Below are 17832 nucleotides of genomic sequence, written 5' to 3'. Positions count from 1 at the left end.
TCCTGCTGGCCCTGGGGGGCGACGCGGCCGCGCCCTGGCGCCCGGGCGCGGCCGACGCGCATTGACCGGCGGCGCTACGCGTCCAGTTGGGCGCGGGCGATGTCCAGCAGCGCGGCCGCCGCTTTTTCCGGGGCTTCGTTATTGGAGACCCGCATCATGCGGCAGTGGTCGGGCACCGGAAACGCCTGGGCGGCGCGCGCCAAACGTTCCGATATCTGCGCCGCGCTTTCGCGGCCGCGGCCGGCCAGGCGGCTGGCCAGCAGGGCGGGATCGACCGCGACTTCCACTGCCGTCAACGCGGGATAGCGCGCGTGGGCTTGTTCCAGGTGCGCGCGGGACCCGTTGATGATTACCGCCGCGCCGCGGCCCAGCCAGGCGTCGATCTCCACGCCGATGCCGTATTGCAGGCCATGGCTGGCCCAGTGCAGGGCAAAGCACCCCAGCGCGGCGCGGTGCGAGAATTCCTCGGGCGTGAGGCGCATTGCGTCTTCGGCTTCGCCGCTGTCGCGGGTGATGTAGCGGTGCGCGACCAGGACGGGCTCCGCGCCGCGCAGGCGCGCGCGCATCAGCCGCAGCAGCGTGTCCTTGCCGCTGCCCGATGCGCCCATCAGGTAAATCAGGCGGGCGCCGTCCGCGGGGGCGGCGGCGCTCATGCCGCGGCAGGCCCGTCGAGATAGCCGGCGCCCGCGGCATCGGTGTGGCTGCCGTCGAAATGGTAGTGCCGCGCGGCGACGAAGTCCGCGCCCGGCGTCGCCTGCACATAGACGCTTATCCCGGGCACCGGCATGGCCTGTCCGCGCAGGGGATCGGCGAACGCCGCGATGTCGGCCCGCGCCGCGTCCAGCGCGTCGCCCGAGAGCTTGCCGGTCAGCGTGATGTGGAACGTATAGGTGTCGAACACGTAGGGGTAGCCCCAGCGCTCCAGCATTGCCCGTTGCGCCGGCGTCAGCGATTGCGGCTGGCGGCGGGCCGTTTCGTCGGGCGTGGGGGGCGCGCGCAGGGGATCCAGGCCGCGCACGGCGGCGTCGGCCAGCGCCTGGATGCGCGACTGGCCCTGCGTGTCGGACGCGGCGATGCGCCAGGCAAGAAAGCCGCGCAGCGGCTCGCACTCGAGCTGGACGGAAAACGGGCTGTCCTGCCCGGCAAGCTGGCGGGCCGCGGCGTCCACCTCGCGCGGACTGCAGCCGGCCCGCAGGCGGAAGGGCGGCTTGAGCGTCGCGTGCAGGCCATAGTGGCGCGGCGCCTGGGTCCAGTGCGCGGATGGCGCCGCCTGGCCAGGCAGCGGGTCCAGGGGCTCGCCGGTGTCGGCGCATCGGCCCAGCCAGCGGCTGCCGAGTTCGCGCCACGGACCGGTCGGGGCCAGGTAGAGGGCGTAGCGGTGGGCAAGCGGCATGGTCAGGCCGCCATCCGCTGGCCGTGCTCGACGCCGAAAGCGCGCGTGGCGTAGCGCAGTTCGCCGCCGACGATGGCCGCGCAGACGCGCGGAAGGCCGGGCACATGGTCGTCCACCACGATGGCGTCGGCGATCAGGCCCGGCGTCAGCGCGCCGCGGTCCTTCAGGCCGGCGGCGCGCGCGGGATTGAGCGACACCAGGTTCCACGCCTGGTCCAGCGGCAGCACGCCGTCCTGGACCAACCGCATGACGGCCGCCAGCGGCGCGGGATAGTAGTAGTCGGAGGTCAGGATGTCGCACAGGCCGGCGCGGATCATCTCGGTGGCGGAGGGCGCGCCGGTATGGCTGCCGCCGCGCACCACGTTGGGCGCGCCGAAGACGACCGAATCGCCCAGGTCGCGCGCGACGCCGGCGGCCTCGCGCGTCAGTGGAAACTCGGCCACGCCGCAACCCAGCTGGTGGTAATAGCGGCGCGTGGCGGCGTCGGGATCGTCGTGCGATGCGACGCGCAGCCCGGCCTGTTGCGCGCAGCGGGTCAGTTCGCGCATGGCGTCGGCCACGGCGTCGGCCGCCGACATGGCCGCGCGGATCCGTTCCTGGAAGACGTCCAGGTCGCATTCGGCGCGGTTGGCGTATTGCATCAGCTTGCGTTCGTCGCCCAGCCGGCGCGCCATGCTGGGCAGGTGGTCGTTCAGGGCCAGGAAACGCACGCGGCCGTCGCGTATCCATTGCTGGGCGATCTCCAGTCCGCCTACGTGGTGCGTTTCGAAGCGCAGGTGCACGTAGTGCCGCGCGCCCAGGATGTGCCGCAGGTTCTCCAGCGCGTCGAACATGCGCTCGGCGTAGGCCTCGCCGCGCAGCCCGCCTTCCCATGACAGGGTGACGCCGTGGAACTCGGTGGTGATGCCGTTGGCGAGCAACTGGCGGTCCACGTCGGACAGGGCGCTGTCATAGGGAAACGTTACGCTGGGACGCGGCATGATGGCGCGTTCGAACGCGTCGCCGTGCAGGTCGACGATGCCGGGCAGCACCAGCAGGTCGCCGGCGTCGAACCAGGCGCCGCCGCGCGCGGGGGCGCCGCCAGCGTCATCGATCAGTCCGCCGTGGAACCGCAGGCTGGCCGAGGCGATGCCATGGGGGGTCAGGATACGTTGGCCTGTGACACCGGCCAGGGGCGAGGGGGCATGTGGGTTCATGGTGTGACGTTATCGATTTTGCATTACAACCAGATGTCTAGATGAGTAGAGCTGCTTGCCGATTGTCGTTGCGACGCCGCCATGCCGGGATCGGGGCCGGCGGCGCCGATTCCGGATTCAGGCGTCGTCCGTCACCATGAGCTGGACCAGGTCGCCGACGAAGCGGGTGATGCTGTATTGCAGCGGCGCGCCGTCCTGGTCCACGTTCAGGGCTTCCACCTGGAGGATCGGCCGGGTCTTGGGCTGTCCAAGCAGGCGGGCGACCTCGGGCGAGGGCAGGGCGGCGGTGATGCGCGACCACTTGCGGGTGTAATCGCCGATACCGTAATGCGCATAGACCTTGGACACCGAGTGCAACGCCGCGATGCGCTCGGCAAAATCCGGGAAGCGCTTTTCGTCGAAGTAGTGCTCCGAGGCGCTGATGTTGCGGTTCTCGGCCTTGCCCACCATCTGCACGCGCAGGAGCGGCGCGCTGCGCGCCAGGCCCAGGTGCTTGGCGATGTCGGCGGCGCGCAGCGTCTGGCTGCCCAGGGCTTCCAGGTGACCCAGCACGCCCTGGCTGCGCAGGTTCTCGGAAAAGCGCGTGCGCTTGCCGATGGCGTAGTCGATGGCGTGTTCCTGCACGAACGTGCCGCGCCCCTGTTCGATCCGGACCAGGCCGCTTTGTTCCAGTTCGCCCATGGCGCGCCGGATGGTGTGGCGGTTGACGGAGAACTTGGCGGCGAGCTCCGGTTCTGACGGCAGCTGTTCGCCCGCCGCATAGAGCTTGTTGCGGATGTCGTCCGCAAGCGATTCGCCGATTTGCCGCCAGACGGCGATGCCGGAACCTCTTTCAACCATAGGGTGCGCTCGTGCTGTCACATCAAGTTCATGAACGTTTGGCCGTGATTGTGCATCATGTGGCGGCCGCGGGATAGGCGGCGCGCGCCACGCTGCAACTGTCATCAAAAGTTCACGCCCCGCTGTTGAACTTCCGATCTGAAGCGATCATACTTCATCCGGTCGTCTAGACGTGTAGAGGAAATATGGACCACTCACAAGCAGGGCAGGCCGCGGCGAACGCGCGGCGCGCGGCCTGGATGCGCGTACTGGCGCTGGCCGATCCGGCGGCGCTGGACGGGGCGTTCGGGGCACTGGGCGGGCTGCCGCCCCATCGGACGCTGCGGCCGGCCCAGACGGGCATGGCCATGGTGCGCGCCCGCAGCGGCGGCACCGGCGGCCGCTTCAATCTGGGAGAAATGACCGTGACACGTTGCGCCGTGACCATGGATGACGGCGTGGTCGGCGTGTCTTACGTGCAGGGCCGTTCCCTGCGGCACGCCGAGCAGGCCGCGATCGCGGACGCGCTGCTGCAGCTGCCGGACTGGCATGAGACCGTGCAGGCGCAGCTGATCCAGCCGCTGGCGCGCCAGCACGCGCAACGGGTCGAACGCCAGGCGCGCGTGGCGGCCCAGACCAAGGTGGAGTTCTTCACGATGGTGCGAGGGGAGGACTGACATGCAACACGAGACACTTGCCGCCCCGGCGGCCAGCCGGACGCTGCTGCCCGGGTTCGCCGACCCGGGCCATGACGCGCAGGGCACGTTCCGCGCGGCGCTCGATTCGCTGGCCCACCCGGGCCGCGTGCACGAGATCGTCGCCGCCAGCGGCGTGCCCGAGGGCCTGTCGCCCGCGATGACGGCGCTGCTGCTGACGCTGGTCGACGTGGACACGCCCTTGTGGCTGCCGCAGGCCGCGAGCGAGGAGACGATCGCGTTCCTGCGCTTTCATTGCGGCTGCCCCATCGTGCCGTCCCCGTCGCTGGCGCGCTTTGCCGCGGTGCCCGCGGGCTTCGGCGCGCCGGCGCTGTCGGCGTGCCACCAGGGCGACCCGGCCTATCCCGACCTGTCGACCACCCTGCTGATCGAGGTCGCGTCGCTGACAGAGGGCGACCCCGTCGCCCTGTCGGGGCCCGGCATCCAGACCCGGCAGACGCTGCGCGCCGCCGGCTTGCCGGACGGCTTCTGGCGCGAATGGCGCCTCAATCACCAACGGTTCCCGCTGGGCGTCGACGTCTTCCTGACGCAGGGCCAGCGGATTTGCGGGCTGCCTCGCAGCACGCGCGTGGAGAGCTGACATGTATGTAGCCGTGAAGGGAGGCGAACGCGCCATCCTGAATTCCTATCGCATGCTGGACGACTATCGGCGGGGCGACCGCGAACTGCCCGAGTTGAGCGTCGGGCAGATCCGCGCGCAGATGCCGCTGGCGGTGTCGCGCGTCATGGCGGAGGGCTCGCTCTACGATCCGCAGCTGGCCGCGCTGGCCATCAAGCAGGCGGCCGGCGACCTGATCGAGGCGGTCTTCCTGCTGCGGGCCTACCGCACCACCTTGTCGCGCTATGGCTATACGCAGCCGATCGACACGGGCCGCATGCGCCTGCAGCGGCGCATTTCGTCCACGTTCAAGGACGTGCCGGGCGGGCAGATCTTGGGCCCGACCTACGACTACACGCAGCGCCTGCTGGACTTCACGCTGGAGGCGGGGCGCGAGGCCGATGCCCTGCCCGCGGGCGCGGACATGCTGGACAGCGACATGCCGCGCGTGACCGACCTGCTGGCGCAGGACGAACTGATCGATGCGGAATCCGTTCCCGAGGGCGATCCCGAACCCTTCGATCTGACGCGCCAGCCGCTGGATTTTCCGGCCTCGCGGGCCGCGCGGCTGCAGAACCTGGCGCGCGCCGACGAGGGCTTCCTGCTGTCCATGGGCTACTCCACGCAGCGCGGCTACGGCAACACGCATCCCTTCGCGGCCGAGATCCGCTACGGCGCGCTGGAAGTGGAGATGCACATCGAGGAACTCGGCTTCGCCGTCACCGTGGGTGAACTGGACATCACGGAATGCCAGATGGTCAGTCAGTTCGCGGGCAATGCCGAGGAAGGGCCGAAGTTCACGCGCGGCTACGGCCTGACGTTCGGGTACGGCGAAAGAAAGGCCATGTCGATGGCGCTGGTGGATCGGGCCCTGAAGGCGCGTGATCTGGGCGAGCGCGCCGATTCGCCGGCCAACGACCACGAGTTCGTGCTGTACCACAGCGACAACGTCGAGGCCTCCGGTTTCGTGCAGCACCTGAAGCTGCCGCACTACGTGGACTTCCAGGCCAACCTGGAGCTGCTGCGCCGCATGCGCGCCGAGCGCGCCGAGGGGGGCGAGCAGGATCGCGCCGCGCCCGATTCCGCGAACAACGATCTGATGGACGAGGCGGTTGCCCCATGACGATGCCCAATGCAACGGTCGAACGCGACGACCACTACAACTACGCGTATCTGGACGAGTCCACCAAGCGCATGCTGCGTCGCGCCTTGCTGAAGGCGGTGGCGATTCCCGGCTACCAGGTGCCGTTCGGCAGCCGCGAAATGCCGCTGCCTTACGGCTGGGGCACGGGCGGCATCCAGGTCACCGCGTCCATCATCGGCCGCGACGACGTCCTGAAGGTGATCGACCAGGGGTCGGACGACACCACCAATGCCATCAGCATCCGCCGCTTCTTCGGGCGCGTGACCGGCGTGGCGACGACGGAATCCACGCCCGAGGCGACCATTGTGCAGACGCGCCACCGCATCCCCGAGACGCCGCTGGCCGAAGGGCAGGTGATGGTGTTCCAGGTGCCGATCCCCGAGCCGCTGCGGTGGCTCGAGCCCAGCGAGACCGAGACCCGCACCATGCATGCGCTGGCCGAATATGGCGGCATGCACGTCAAGCTGTACGAGGACATCGCGCAGCACGGGCACATCGCCACCACCTACGACTATCCCGTCATCGTGAACGACCGCTACATGATGCGGCCCTCGCCCATCCCCAAGTTCGACAACCCCAAGCTGGACCACAGCCCGGCCCTGATGCTATTCGGCGCGGGGCGCGAGAAGCGCGTCTATGCGGTACCGCCCTACACCCGCGTCAAAAGCCTGGATTTCGAGGACCATCCCTTCACGGTGGAGAAATGGACCGAATGTTGCGACCTGTGCGGGTCGGGCGACAGCTATCTGGACGAGATCATCCTGGACGATGCCGGCACGCGCCGCTTCGTCTGCTCCGACACTGAATACTGCAACCACCGCCAGGCGCAGACGCGCGACAGCGAGGCCGCCGCATGAACGCCCAATTCGCCCAACCCCTGCTGTCGGTGCGCAACGTCACGCGCACCTGGGACGGCACGCATGGCTGCCGCGACGTCAGCTTCGATCTCTACCCCGGCGAGGTGCTGTGCGTGGTCGGCGAGTCCGGCTCGGGCAAGAGCACCCTGCTGTCGGCGGTGTCGCACCAGATCCAGCCGGACACGGGCAGCGTCTGGTACGACACCCGCGACCAGGGCTTCATCGACCTGGCCGCGCTGCAGGGCGCACGCCTGCGGCTGCTGTCGCGCACCGACTGGGGCTTCGTGCGGCAGAACGCCCGCGACGGCCTGCGCATGCAGGTCAGCGCGGGCGCCAACATCGCGGAACGGCTGATGGCCGTCGGCGAACGGCACTACGGCGACCTGCGCGAGACGGCGGGCAACTGGCTGAGCAAGATGGAAATTGACGCCGGCCGGCTGGACGACACGCCCGTGTCGTTCTCGGGCGGCATGCAGCAGCGCCTGCAGATCGCCCGCAACCTGGTGACGCATCCGCGGCTGGTGTTCATGGACGAACCCACCGCGTCCCTGGACGTTTCGGTGCAGGCGCGGCTGCTGGACCTGCTGCGCCAGCTCGTGACGGACCTGGGGCTGGCCGCCATCGTCGTCACGCACGACCTGGCCGTGGCGCGGCTGCTGGCGCACCGCACGCTCGTCATGCGCGGCGGGCGGGTGGTGGAAAGCGGCTTGACCGACCAGATTCTCGACGATCCGCAGCATCCCTACACCCAGTTGCTGGTGTCTTCCATCTTGCAGAGCTGACCATGAGCGCGACGAAATCCATGATCGAGGTGCGGGGCCTCGGAAAGATGTTCACCCTGCACAACCAGGGCGGCATGCGCCTGCCGGTGCTCGAGGCGGTCGACTTCGATGCGGGCGCGGGCGACTGCCTGGTGCTGGCGGGGCCCTCGGGCACCGGCAAGAGCACGCTGCTGCGCTGCCTGTACGGCAACTATCTGGCGACCGAAGGCAGCATCCGTGTGCGCGCCGCCGGCCAATGGGTGGAACTGGTGGGCGCGCCGGAACAGCGCATCCTGGCGTTGCGCCGCGACGTCATCGGCTATGTCAGCCAGTTCCTGCGGGTGATACCTCGCGTGTCCGCGCTGGACGTGGTGGCCGAGCCGCTGCGCATGGCCGGGATGGACGGCGACGAGGCGCGCGCCCGCGCCGCCGCCCTGCTGCAGCGGCTGAACGTGCCGTCCCGGCTGTGGGGGCTGGCGCCCGCCACCTTTTCCGGCGGCGAACAGCAGCGCGTGAACATCGCGCGCGGCTTCATCGCGGGGCATCCGATCCTGCTGCTGGACGAACCCACGGCCTCGCTGGACGCGGACAACCGGCAGGTGGTGATCGAACTCATCCATGAGGCCCTGGCCGCGGGCCGTTGCCTTTTGGGCATCTTCCACGACGCGCAGGTGCGCGACGCCGTCGCCACCCGCACGCTCGCGCTGCGCCCGGCGCTGCCGGCCACGGCCGACATGGAGTAATCATGCAACGCACTTACCTCACGAATGCCCGCGTGGTGCTGGCCGACCAGATCCTGGAAAACAGCGCCGTGCTGATCGGCGACGGCCGCATCCTGGCGATCGAGCCCGCTGGCGCGCAGGCGGACTGCGTGCTCGACTTGCAGGGCCAGATCCTGATGCCGGGCCTGATCGACCTGCATTGCGACGCCATCGAAAAAGAGGCCGAGCCGCGCTCGCGCGTGCTGTTTCCGCTGGACTTCGCGGTGGCCCAGGTCGACCGGCGCAATGCGGCCGCGGGCATCACCACGCCGTATCACGCCTTGTCGTTCGCCAACAGCGAATGGGGCGTGCGCAACAACCAGACCGCGGCGCAGGTGGTGCGCACGGTGCGCGCGTTCCGCGACCACAGCCTGGTCGACAACCGCATCCATTGCCGCTACGAAGTCACGGACGAGACCTCGGTGGAGGTGCTGCGCCTGCTGATGGACGAGGGCGCCGTCGACCTGCTGTCGGTGATGGACCATTCGCCGGGCCAGGGCCAGTTCAAGACGCTGGAGTCCTATCTGCAGTACATGATGGGCAATCATGCAATGAGCCGCGAGCAGGCCGAAGAGGCGGCGCAAGCCAAGGCGCGGACCAAGGACGGGGCCGTCGCGCGCGTGGAAGCGCTGTTGGCGCACGCGCAGTCGCACGGCATTCCCACGGCCAGCCACGACGACGATTCCATCCACCGCATCGCCACCATGCGCAACCTGGGCGTGCGCATGAGCGAGTTCCCCATCACCCTGGACACGGCGCGCGCGGCGGTCTCCTGCGGCCTGCCGACCATCCTGGGCGCGCCCAACGTACTGCGCGGCCAGAGCCAGAGCGGGTCCATGCGCGCGATCGACGCCATCCGGGCCGGCGTGGCGAGCTGCCTGTGCTCGGACTACCAGCCTTCCACGCTGATCGCCGCCGCGTTCGCGGCGCAGGCGCAGTCGGAGCTGTCCCTGCCGCAAGCCGTCGCGCTGGTCACCCGCAATCCCGCGGACGCCTGCGGCCTGGCGGACCGGGGCCGCATCGCGGTGGGCGCGCGGGCGGACCTGGTGTCGGTCGCCCAGGTCGGCGCGCAGCCCCTGATCAGCCACACGTGGTCCGCGGGCCGGCTGGTATTCTCGACCCATTACCCGCCGCTGCGCTCACGCGAGGACGCGGCGGGCGTAGCGCAGAGCCTCGCGGCCTGACGCGACTTGCGGAGACAGGCAATGCATCCGATCGTGACCGCCGTGGCGCTCAGCCAGGCGCATACGTTTTCCAAGGCGGTGGCGCCGTCGATCACGCTGCTCGCGGGGCTGGGCGTGGAGGGCGATGCGCACCTGGGCGTCACCGTCAAACATCGTTCCAGGGTCCGTGCCGATCCCACGCAGCCCAACCTGCGCCAGGTCCACCTGATTCACGGCGAGCTCCATGACGAGCTCCAGCAGGCGGGCTTCAACGTGGCCGAGGGCACGATGGGCGAGAACATCACCACCCGCGGCATCGATCTGCTGGGCCTGCCGCGCGGCGCGCGGCTGCGCATCGGCGATGATGCCATCGTCGAGATCACCGGCCTGCGCAATCCGTGCGCGCAACTGGACAACTACCAGAAAGGCCTGACTGCCGCCGTGCTGGGGCGGCATCCCGACGGCAGCCTGATGCGCCGCGCGGGCGTCATGGGCATCGTGCTGGCGGGCGGCAGGGTTTGCGCCGGCGACGCCATCCGGGTCGATCTCCCGCCGCCTCCGCATCTGCCCCTGGACCGCGTCTAGCGCCTGCAACGCAAGACGTGCGCATGGACTAGGCGCAAAAACATCGTTGTCCGCCACAGACGGAGGGGCCTGCATCTGGTTAAATGGCGGAAAGGCTGAACAGCCCATGGCGAGTCGCTTCTTTTGCGGCTCGCCGTCCCATTTTCCGGAGCCCGAAATGGCACGATTCAATTTCACCCAGGACCTCGAAGAACCCGATCTGTGGGCGGCCGAAAACGTCGCCGCGGGCGAAGGGCGCCCGCCTATCCACGTCATGATCCAGACGGATGGCGAAGAGCCCGACAGTTCGGCGTCCAAGGTGGTCAAGGCCATCATCGACAACCTGGACGATCAGATCCTGGCCGCGGCCGAGTTCCTGCTCGACAACTATTCGTACGAGCACTACAAAAAGCTCGGCATCGAAGACGACCAGCTGCTCAAGGAAGAAACCGCCGAAGCCATGGCTGAAAAAGCCGTGCTGCGCGCCTTGTGGCTGTTCGACGAAGACGGCGACGGCTACGAACTCTGGTTCACGCTGCCCTGGGATCCCGTCCACACCTACGACGTCGAATTCGAAGACGGCGCGCCCGTGTCGTGCTCGGTGAACGACTGAACACCGTTCATCCCTGAACCGCCTGCCCGCGGGCCGGCCCTACGGGGCCAGCTCGTATTTCGTGGCCAGGCTTTGCCCCAGCGACTCGTCGTAGCGATAGTGCACCTTCAGGGGCTGGCCCTTCTGGATCCTGCGGGCCGCCACGTTTTCCAGCGCCACGTCGACGTCGCGATTGATCAACTGGGCGCAGTCGCCGTCGGCGCGCTCGCCGTCCGGCACCTGCGCGGCCTTCACCTTCAGCCTGAACAACACTTGCGACAGCTCCGTGCCGTCGGTCCGGTACTGCCGCATCGTGGTGGGCAGGCTGGACACGGTGCCGGAAAGAACGCAGGAAATGCGCGTCCAGGCATGCGCGGCGGTGGGCGCGGCAAGCGCGCCGGCAACAAGCGCGGCGGCTGCTGCGGCGCGGGACGGAAAGAGGGGAGTCATGGCACGCGGGGCAGGATGAACGCCCGTGCGCGCTACGCCAACAACCCTTGCGCGCCGCGCGGGCAAGTCAGAAAGGGCTTTTATGTTGCGCCCGGACATTGCGGCCGGTCAAGCCTGCGCAAGCCAAAAAAAATCGGGCCAGTGCGGCCCGATTTGCTTATGCGTTCTGGGAGGCCGGGGGACTGGCCTGCGCGTCCCCTGCGGCTGCCTGCGCGGGCAGGTCTTCCTCGTTGCCTTCCAGTTTCGCGATGACGGCGGTGGCCAGGCTGTTGCCCACCACGTTGGTGGCGGTGCGCCCCATGTCGAAGAACTGGTCGATGCCCATGATCAGCAGCAGGCCGGCTTCCGGCAGGTGGAACATCGGCAGCGTCGCGGCCACCACGACCAGCGACGCGCGCGCCACGCCCGCCATGCCCTTGCTGGTCACCATCAGCACCAGCAGCAGGGTCAGCTGCTGCGCGAAGCTCATCTCGATGTTGTAGGCCTGGGCGATGAACAGCACCGCGAAGGACTGGTACATCATCGAACCGTCCAGGTTGAACGAGTAGCCCAGCGGCAGCACGAAGCCCGAGATGCGCTTGGACACGCCAAAACGCTCCAGCGCCTCGATCGTCTTGGGATAGGCCGATTCGCTGCTGGCGGTGGAAAAGGCCAGCAGGGTCGGTTCCTTGATCAGGCCGCCCAGGCGGAACGTGGACTTGCCCAGGAACAGGTAGCCGACGGCGAACAGGATGGTCCACAGCAGCGCCAGGCCCAGGTAGAACTCGCCGATCAGCTTGCCGTAGCTGACCAGCACGCCCAGGCCTTCGGTGGTGATGGCGGCGGCCATGGCGGCGAACACGCCCAGCGGGGCAAAGCGCATCACATAGTCGGTCACGCGGAACATGATCTTGGCCAGCTCGTCGATCATGTTGTAGATCGTGTTGTGGCCCTTGCCGCGGATGAACGACAGCGCCGCGCCGAAGAACAGCGAGAACACCAGGATCTGCAGGATCTCGTTGTTGGCCATGGCTTCCGCGATGCTCTTGGGGAACACGTGCGCGATGAAGGCCTTGAGGGTGAAATCGCCCGTCTTCAGGCCGGACGTGATGTGCGTATCCGGTATCGCCAGGTTCATGTGCGCGCCGGGCTGGAAGATGTTGACCAGCGCCAGGCCGAGCAGCAGGGAGATGGCGGAGGCGGCGATGAACCAGATCATCGCGCGCATGCCGATGCGGCCCACCGCGCTGGCGTCGCTCATGCTGGCCAGGCCGGTCACCAGGGTGGCGAACACGAGCGGCGCGATGATCATCTTGATCATGCGCAGGAAGATGTCCGTGATGAGGCTGAAGTACGAGGCGATCTGCGCCGCCTCCTGCTGGTTCTGCGCGTACTTGTTGCAGAAATAGCCCACCACGATGCCCAGCACCATGGCGATGCCGATATAACGCGTCAGCTTCTTAGTGTTCATGTTCAAAACGGGATTACGGGGAGCCGCCGCTGGGCCCGAGGGGCCAGTCCCGCCGGCATGGGGCGGGGCAAGACGGTCCGGTGACGGACATGCCAGGGCCCGGGTGCTGCTCGGGTTAACCCTTGGGGCGCGATGTTAACGCCGCGAAGCTGACAGTTAGTTGTCAGTTTGGGGACGGATCCGGGGTAAAACGAGGGGTACACGGGTCGCGGAGGCATGCCAGAATGGCCCGACGGCCCTCCCGCAGCGAAGGCCCGCAAGCAAGCCTTGGAACCGGCCCCGTCCGGGGCGACAAAAGGAGACGAAGCAATGCCGAATCGCGAACTGTCCGTGCTGGCGTCCGGATACACCTATCTGGAAGGATTGCGCTGGCATGAGGACCGCCTGTGGGCCTCGGACTTCTATACGGGGCAGGTCATCACCGTCACGCCGCAGGGCGCGGTGGACCGCGTCTGTCTGGTCCCGCAGCAGCCGTCCGGCCTGGGCTGGCTGCCCGATGGCCGCCTGCTGATCTCGTCCATGAAAGACCGCAAGGTGCTGCGCCGCGAGAAGGACGGCACCCTGTCGGTCCATGCCGACCTGTCCGCCCTGACGGGCGGGCATATCAACGACATGGTGGTCGACGCGCAGGGCAGGGCGTATGTGGGCAACTTCGGTTTCGACATCATGGGCGGCGCCCCGGTCCGCACGACGACCCTGGTGCGGGTGGATCCGGACGGCGTGGCGCAGGTGGTGGCCGACGGGCTGTGCTTTCCCAACGGATCGTTCATCACGCCGGACGGCAAGACCCTGATCGTGAACGAAACCTTCGCCAACCGAATTTCCGAATTCGAAATCCAGCCCAACGGGTCGCTCGGCCCCCGTCGCGACTGGGCCAATTTCGGCGAACTGCCCGACAGCGACGACCTGGACACGCTGATCGCCGCGTCGGCGATCGCGCCGGACGGAGGCGCGCTGGACGAGGAAGGGGCGGTCTGGGTGGCCGACGCCATCGGCAAGCGCATCGTGCGCGTCGAGCGCGGCGGCAGGATCCTGGAGCAGATCGACACCGGGGAGTTCGGCATCTTCGCCGCCGCCCTGGGCGGCCCGGACGGGCGGACCCTGTTCATGGCCGCCGCGCCGGACTTCATCGAGGCCAACCGCCGGGCCAGGCCGCAGGCGCGGATATTGGCCACGCGGGTGGACGTGCCGCACGCCGGGCGGCCCTGAGGTCGCGCGCAGGCGGCGGCGCCGCCCCGCCTGCCCGAACCTGGCCTATTTCGGCGCCAGCCACGCGTCGGCGTACGTATCCACCGCGCCGAGTCCCGTCGTGATGGCGCCGTGCACGCGCTTGTCCAAAAAGGTGGAATAGTTGGTGTCGTCGATCCACGCAAGCGGCACCTCTTCCGCCAGGATCTTCTGCACTTCCGTGTACAGCCGCTGGCGTTCCTCGTCCGTCGGCGCCGTCGCTGCCTGGTCGAACAGTTCGTCCACCTTGGGATTGCGGTACTGCGAGGTATTGGTGAACGCCAGGCCCTTCTTGATGTTGCTGCTGACGTACGTGCGCGATACGCCGATGGCGGGATCGCCATACTGGAACACGCCGTTGTAGGCCATGTCGAAGTCCCAGTTGCCCATGCGCGTGGTCCAGCCGCCCACGTCGGTGCTCTCGATATCGATGACGATGCCCACCTTGCCCAGGCTCTGCTTGGTGTATTCGGCGATGCGGCGCTGCATTTCGCCATAGGGATTGGGGATGAGGCCGAGTTTGACGCGCACGCCCTTGGCGTCGGGCTTCAGGCCCATTTCGTCCAGCAGGGCGATGGCCTTCTTCGGATCGTAGGGGTACTGCCTGACATTGGGATCGTAGAAGCGCGTATTGCGGTGGAACGGGCCCGTGGACACCGTGCCCATCCCGAACATGATGCGCTTGGCGATGAACTCGCGGTCGATGGCGTACATGACCGCCTGCCGGAAGCGCTTGTCGTCCATCGGCTTGCGCGCTTCGTTCATTTCGATCCAGTGCAGCGTGGACCAGTATTCGTAGCCCTTCTGCGTGACGTTGATGTGCGCCAGCTTGGCCACGCGGGGCATGTCGAAGGGTTCGATGTCCTGCAGCCAGGCCTGCTGCACCGTCCGCTGCTCCAGCGCCAGCCGGCGCGACGCCGCGTCGGGAATCACGCGGTAGGTGATGCCGTCCAGGTAGGGGCGGCCTTCCTTCCAGTAGTGTTCGTTCCTGACCAGTTCGATATACGAGCCGCGCTCCCAGCGCTTGAACTTGAACGGCCCCGTGCCGATGGGCGCGTTGTTGTGCGGGTTCTGCGCCAGCGGCGTGTCCACGTCGTACAGGTGCTTGGGCAGGATCACGCCGCCGCCGATGTCGAAGGCGTACAGGAAGGCCGAGTAGCGCTCTTTCAGGTGGAACACCACCGTGTGCTCGTCGGGCGCGGTGATGTCCTGGATGTATCGCATCAGCGAGCGCGTGCGCGGCGTGTTGGCCAGGATCTGCTTGTACGAGAACACCACGTCGGCCGACGTGAACGGCTTGCCGTCGTGCCATTGCGCCTTGGGCTGCAGGTGGAAGGTGTAGGTCAGCTGGTCCGCCGAGACGTCCCAGGACTTGGCCAGGCTGGGCTGCGGCTTCAGGTCGAAGGAATACGTCAGCAGGCTTTCGTAGATTTTTCCGGCCACCATCTGCGTGGTGCCCACCTGCTGCATCGCGACGTTCAGGTTGGGCGGCTCGGGATTCAAAATGGCTGTCAGGACGCCGCCGTACTGCGGCTGGGGATCGGCGGCGCTGGCGACGGGAACAGCGGCAATGGCGGCGGCGGCCAGCAGGCCCTGCATCAGGGCGCGGCGGACGTTATTGCACTTCAAGGCGAATCTCCTCGGGGGGGCGGCCCAGCGATGCCGACGGCCGCTGCTGCGTCAAATCTTAAGTATCAAATATTGATACTCAAGAATCCAAGCGGACTATGGTGCAGCAGCGCGCCGGGCCGCGCAAGGCGGCCGGCGCTAGGGATTTCCCGTGAAGGGTGGCCTGGCGGCAGCCCTCAGTTGCGGTTGGGGCGCCCGCTCAGCGCGCGCGCCGCCGAGATCGCCAGCGAGCTGAAACGCTGGGTGAAGGAGTCCGGCGTCCATTCGGCCAGCAGGCCGGAGATGTGGATGGCCGCCAGGGGGCGCCCGCTGTGGTCGACCACGGCGCTGCCCAGCACGATTTCCCCGACCATGCTTTCTTCCAGGCACAGGGCGTAGCCCTGCACCCGGGCGTCCCGCACGCGCTGGCGGATCACGTCGGGATCGGTGATGGTCTTGGGGGTGAGCGGTCGCATGTCGCTGCGCGCCAGGATGTCGTCGACCTCGGCGTCGGACAGGTGCGCCATGATGGCGCGCCCGCCGGACGACGAGAACGTGGGCATGCGCCGGCCCACCAGCGTGGCGTAGAAGGTCTGGCGCTTGGTCTGGCGCCGCAGCGCGTAGACGATCGTCAGGTCGTCGAACAGGCTCAGATCCACGCGTTCGCCGCATTCCTGCTGCAGCTGTTCCAGGATGGGCGTGGCGCGTTCCAGCAGCGGATGGCTGCGCAGGAAATCGAAGGTGCGGTCCAGGATCTTTTTACCGAGCACGTAGCCGCGCTGGTTGCTGCCGCGCTCCAGGTAGCCCAGCGCCACCAGCGTATGCAGCATGCGCTGCGTGGAACTGCGGTCCAGCCCCGACAGCTCCGTCAGTTCATTGAGGCTGAGCGGGCCGGGGTGATTGGAAAAAGCCTCCAGGATGCCGAAGCCTTTCGCCAGGGACTGGTTGAACCGGGTCTCGGTTGTGGCCATGTTGATTTCTCCATTTCTCTTGTTATGTGCGGCACTGCAAGGCCCGTTGCGACAGCGCGCGGATACGCACTGTAGCGGCAGGCGTTTTCCGACGGTTCCTAGGGAAATTACCCATGGTTGTCGTATTGCTGCGCGCTTGCTCGAACTCTATCATGCCAAATATAGATATCTAAGTATCAACTATTGATACTTAAGTTTGAGCGATTTCATACTCGAAAAGGGGAATGCAATGACCGCCGTCGCAGCAGCCAGCCTGGACCAGGCCAAGATCGCCGAAGCCGTGGGCAGACTTCGCCAGTACATGACCGATACGCTGACGGGTTTCGTGCAGTGCCGCAGCCTGCCCGGCCAGGAAACGTCCGCCGCCGAGTTCCTGGAGGGCGCGCTGGCCGACCTGGGCCTGACGTCCGAGCGCATCGCGCTGCGTACCGAAGAGCTCAAGAACCTGCCGCTGTATTCCCCCGCCTGCTGCCCCGACGGCGGCCGCTACAACGTGCTGGCGCGCCATGAACCCCGCAGCGCCGGCGGCCGGGCCGTGCTGTTCAACGGCCACCTGGACGTGGTGCCCACCGGCCCGCACGAATTGTGGGATCCCGCGCCGTTCGACGGCGAACTGCGCGACGGCTGGCTCTACGGCCGCGGCGCCGGCGACATGAAGGCGGGCATCATCTGCGCGCTGGCGGCATTCAAGGCCCTGCAGGACCTGGGCGTGCAGCCCGCGGGGGCCGTCGGCTTCAACGGCGTGCTGGAAGAAGAAAACACCGGCAACGGCACCTTGGCCACCATCTCGGCGCTGCAAAGCGCCATCGCCGCGGCCAAGCTCAGCGCGTTCGACGCGGTGGTCATTCCCGAGCCCACGCATGAACGCATGATGAGCGCGCAGCTGGGCGTGTACTGGATGTACGTGGATATCGTGGGCCGGCCCGCGCACGCCGCCTACATGACCACCGGCGTCAACCCGGTGGAAACGGGGCTGCGCATCGTCGACGCCATGAAGCAGCTGGAGCACGAATGGAACCTGCCGGAGAACCGGCATCCCGCCTACCGTGAACATGCGCACCCCATCAACTTCAACCTGGGGCAGATCCACGCCGGCGACTGGAATTCGTCCGTGCCCAGCGTCTGCACGCTGGGCATGCGCATCGCCTGCTATCCCGACATGACCATCGATGCCGCCAAGAAGCTGGTCGAAGCCCGCATCCGCGCTGTCCAGGCCACCCTGACCGACAGCGACGTGCGCATCGACATCCGCTACGAAGGCTTCCACGCGCCGGGCTGCGAATACGACCTGGACGTGCCCGCGATGCAGCTGCTGGCCGACGCGCACCGCCGCGTGGCCGGGGAACTGCCGCAGCCCACCGCGCTGACCGCCACCACCGACGGCCGCCATTTCCGGCTGATGATGGACGTGCCGGTGACCTGCTACGGGCCGAAGGTGCAGAACGTGCACGGCTTCAATGAATGCGTGTCGGTGGACAGCATGGTGCGCGTGGCGACGTCGCTCGCACTCTTCATCCATGACTGGTGCGGCGTCGAACCGCTGCAAGCCTGAGTCCGTCCGC

The 17832-nt window shown here is 67.7% G+C and carries 19 protein-coding genes; 11 read left to right on the top strand and 8 right to left on the bottom strand.

Annotated elements, in window-relative coordinates:
• Positions 1–74: 74 nt before the first annotated feature.
• The 4 genes from phnN to phnF all read right to left on the bottom strand — a co-directional run bounded on the left by phnN (position 75) and on the right by phnF (position 3429).
• Positions 75–653, bottom strand: a complete 579-nt coding sequence (phnN, locus tag ABE485_RS21800; RefSeq protein ID WP_346517348.1) for a phosphonate metabolism protein/1,5-bisphosphokinase (PRPP-forming) PhnN — start codon at positions 651–653, stop codon at positions 75–77.
• Positions 650–1393, bottom strand: coding sequence for a DUF1045 domain-containing protein (locus tag ABE485_RS21795; protein ID WP_346517347.1), 744 nt, complete (start codon positions 1391–1393; stop codon positions 650–652). The genes phnN and ABE485_RS21795 overlap by 4 nt, the downstream gene beginning before the upstream one ends.
• A gap of 2 nt (positions 1394–1395) precedes the next feature.
• Positions 1396–2589 (bottom strand): alpha-D-ribose 1-methylphosphonate 5-triphosphate diphosphatase, encoded by a 1194-nt coding sequence (locus ABE485_RS21790; RefSeq protein ID WP_346517346.1) that lies wholly within the window; start codon positions 2587–2589, stop codon positions 1396–1398.
• Between the two features lie 117 nt (positions 2590–2706).
• On the bottom strand, positions 2707–3429 hold the full coding sequence (gene phnF / locus ABE485_RS21785; RefSeq protein ID WP_346517345.1) for a phosphonate metabolism transcriptional regulator PhnF: 723 nt from the start codon (positions 3427–3429) through the stop codon (positions 2707–2709).
• A 185-nt stretch (positions 3430–3614) separates the two neighbouring features.
• Here phnF and phnG point away from each other — a divergent pair, with 185 nt between their 5' ends.
• From phnG to ABE485_RS21740, 9 genes are all read left to right on the top strand, one after another.
• Positions 3615–4085, top strand: coding sequence for a phosphonate C-P lyase system protein PhnG (gene phnG / locus ABE485_RS21780; protein WP_346517344.1), 471 nt, complete (start codon positions 3615–3617; stop codon positions 4083–4085).
• A gap of 1 nt (position 4086) precedes the next feature.
• Positions 4087–4704: a phosphonate C-P lyase system protein PhnH gene (gene phnH / locus ABE485_RS21775; RefSeq protein WP_346517343.1), complete on the top strand. Its 618-nt coding sequence runs from the start codon at positions 4087–4089 to the stop codon at positions 4702–4704.
• A 1-nt stretch (position 4705) separates the two neighbouring features.
• Positions 4706–5845: a carbon-phosphorus lyase complex subunit PhnI gene (locus ABE485_RS21770; protein ID WP_346517342.1), complete on the top strand. Its 1140-nt coding sequence runs from the start codon at positions 4706–4708 to the stop codon at positions 5843–5845.
• Entirely contained in the window at positions 5842–6723 is an 882-nt protein-coding gene (locus ABE485_RS21765; RefSeq protein WP_346517341.1) for an alpha-D-ribose 1-methylphosphonate 5-phosphate C-P-lyase PhnJ, read from the top strand. The genes ABE485_RS21770 and ABE485_RS21765 overlap by 4 nt, the downstream gene beginning before the upstream one ends.
• Positions 6720–7505: a phosphonate C-P lyase system protein PhnK gene (gene phnK / locus ABE485_RS21760; protein ID WP_346517340.1), complete on the top strand. Its 786-nt coding sequence runs from the start codon at positions 6720–6722 to the stop codon at positions 7503–7505. The genes ABE485_RS21765 and phnK overlap by 4 nt, the downstream gene beginning before the upstream one ends.
• Positions 7506–7507: 2 nt before the next feature.
• Complete coding sequence (gene phnL / locus ABE485_RS21755) at positions 7508–8227, top strand: phosphonate C-P lyase system protein PhnL (RefSeq protein WP_346517339.1); 720 nt, start codon at positions 7508–7510, stop codon at positions 8225–8227.
• Between the two features lie 2 nt (positions 8228–8229).
• Complete coding sequence (locus ABE485_RS21750; RefSeq protein ID WP_346517338.1) at positions 8230–9429, top strand: alpha-D-ribose 1-methylphosphonate 5-triphosphate diphosphatase; 1200 nt, start codon at positions 8230–8232, stop codon at positions 9427–9429.
• A 21-nt stretch (positions 9430–9450) separates the two neighbouring features.
• Complete coding sequence (locus ABE485_RS21745) at positions 9451–9993, top strand: MOSC domain-containing protein (RefSeq protein WP_346517337.1); 543 nt, start codon at positions 9451–9453, stop codon at positions 9991–9993.
• Positions 9994–10150: 157 nt separating this feature from the next.
• Positions 10151–10585, top strand: a complete 435-nt coding sequence (locus tag ABE485_RS21740) for a hypothetical protein (protein WP_346517336.1) — start codon at positions 10151–10153, stop codon at positions 10583–10585.
• 39 nt (positions 10586–10624) lie between these two features.
• Here ABE485_RS21740 and ABE485_RS21735 read toward each other — a convergent pair whose 3' ends face one another.
• On the bottom strand, positions 10625–11014 hold the full coding sequence (locus ABE485_RS21735) for a hypothetical protein (protein ID WP_346517335.1): 390 nt from the start codon (positions 11012–11014) through the stop codon (positions 10625–10627).
• A 157-nt stretch (positions 11015–11171) separates the two neighbouring features.
• Positions 11172–12464: a dicarboxylate/amino acid:cation symporter gene (locus ABE485_RS21730; RefSeq protein WP_346517334.1), complete on the bottom strand. Its 1293-nt coding sequence runs from the start codon at positions 12462–12464 to the stop codon at positions 11172–11174.
• Between the two features lie 309 nt (positions 12465–12773).
• Here ABE485_RS21730 and ABE485_RS21725 point away from each other — a divergent pair, with 309 nt between their 5' ends.
• Positions 12774–13673 carry an SMP-30/gluconolactonase/LRE family protein gene (locus tag ABE485_RS21725; RefSeq protein WP_346517333.1) on the top strand — a complete coding sequence of 300 codons (900 nt, stop codon included), beginning with the start codon at positions 12774–12776 and terminating at the stop codon, positions 13671–13673.
• Between the two features lie 45 nt (positions 13674–13718).
• Here ABE485_RS21725 and ABE485_RS21720 read toward each other — a convergent pair whose 3' ends face one another.
• Both ABE485_RS21720 and ABE485_RS21715 read right to left on the bottom strand, forming a co-directional pair.
• A complete protein-coding gene (locus ABE485_RS21720) occupies positions 13719–15320 on the bottom strand; it encodes an ABC transporter substrate-binding protein (RefSeq protein WP_346517332.1) in 1602 nt (533 codons plus the stop codon).
• A gap of 176 nt (positions 15321–15496) precedes the next feature.
• On the bottom strand, positions 15497–16270 hold the full coding sequence (locus tag ABE485_RS21715; protein ID WP_346517331.1) for an IclR family transcriptional regulator: 774 nt from the start codon (positions 16268–16270) through the stop codon (positions 15497–15499).
• Positions 16271–16499: 229 nt separating this feature from the next.
• On the opposite strand from ABE485_RS21715, the gene ABE485_RS21710 reads away from it, so the two are divergent.
• Positions 16500–17822: an ArgE/DapE family deacylase gene (locus ABE485_RS21710; protein WP_346517330.1), complete on the top strand. Its 1323-nt coding sequence runs from the start codon at positions 16500–16502 to the stop codon at positions 17820–17822.
• Positions 17823–17832: the final 10 nt, after the last annotated feature.

The sequence above is a fragment of the Achromobacter spanius genome (assembly GCF_039673305.1).
Taxonomy (GTDB): Bacteria; Pseudomonadota; Gammaproteobacteria; order Burkholderiales; family Burkholderiaceae_B; genus Achromobacter; species Achromobacter spanius_F.
This window is presented reverse-complemented; position numbering and strand designations above follow the sequence as displayed.

Bases quoted from the DNA above. Each gene is read 5' to 3' on its own strand.
- phnN (WP_346517348.1), bottom strand. From the start codon at position 653: ATGAGCGCCGCCGCCCCCGCGGACGGCGCCCGCCTGATTTACCTGATG.
- ABE485_RS21795 (WP_346517347.1), bottom strand. From the start codon at position 1,393: ATGCCGCTTGCCCACCGCTACGCCCTCTACCTGGCCCCGACCGGTCCG.
- ABE485_RS21790 (WP_346517346.1), bottom strand. From the start codon at position 2,589: ATGAACCCACATGCCCCCTCGCCCCTGGCCGGTGTCACAGGCCAACGT.
- phnF (WP_346517345.1), bottom strand. From the start codon at position 3,429: ATGGTTGAAAGAGGTTCCGGCATCGCCGTCTGGCGGCAAATCGGCGAA.
- phnG (WP_346517344.1), top strand. From the start codon at position 3,615: ATGGACCACTCACAAGCAGGGCAGGCCGCGGCGAACGCGCGGCGCGCG.
- phnH (WP_346517343.1), top strand. From the start codon at position 4,087: ATGCAACACGAGACACTTGCCGCCCCGGCGGCCAGCCGGACGCTGCTG.
- ABE485_RS21770 (WP_346517342.1), top strand. From the start codon at position 4,706: ATGTATGTAGCCGTGAAGGGAGGCGAACGCGCCATCCTGAATTCCTAT.
- ABE485_RS21765 (WP_346517341.1), top strand. From the start codon at position 5,842: ATGACGATGCCCAATGCAACGGTCGAACGCGACGACCACTACAACTAC.
- phnK (WP_346517340.1), top strand. From the start codon at position 6,720: ATGAACGCCCAATTCGCCCAACCCCTGCTGTCGGTGCGCAACGTCACG.
- phnL (WP_346517339.1), top strand. From the start codon at position 7,508: ATGAGCGCGACGAAATCCATGATCGAGGTGCGGGGCCTCGGAAAGATG.
- ABE485_RS21750 (WP_346517338.1), top strand. From the start codon at position 8,230: ATGCAACGCACTTACCTCACGAATGCCCGCGTGGTGCTGGCCGACCAG.
- ABE485_RS21745 (WP_346517337.1), top strand. From the start codon at position 9,451: ATGCATCCGATCGTGACCGCCGTGGCGCTCAGCCAGGCGCATACGTTT.
- ABE485_RS21740 (WP_346517336.1), top strand. From the start codon at position 10,151: ATGGCACGATTCAATTTCACCCAGGACCTCGAAGAACCCGATCTGTGG.
- ABE485_RS21735 (WP_346517335.1), bottom strand. From the start codon at position 11,014: ATGACTCCCCTCTTTCCGTCCCGCGCCGCAGCAGCCGCCGCGCTTGTT.
- ABE485_RS21730 (WP_346517334.1), bottom strand. From the start codon at position 12,464: ATGAACACTAAGAAGCTGACGCGTTATATCGGCATCGCCATGGTGCTG.
- ABE485_RS21725 (WP_346517333.1), top strand. From the start codon at position 12,774: ATGCCGAATCGCGAACTGTCCGTGCTGGCGTCCGGATACACCTATCTG.
- ABE485_RS21715 (WP_346517331.1), bottom strand. From the start codon at position 16,270: ATGGCCACAACCGAGACCCGGTTCAACCAGTCCCTGGCGAAAGGCTTC.
- ABE485_RS21710 (WP_346517330.1), top strand. From the start codon at position 16,500: ATGACCGCCGTCGCAGCAGCCAGCCTGGACCAGGCCAAGATCGCCGAA.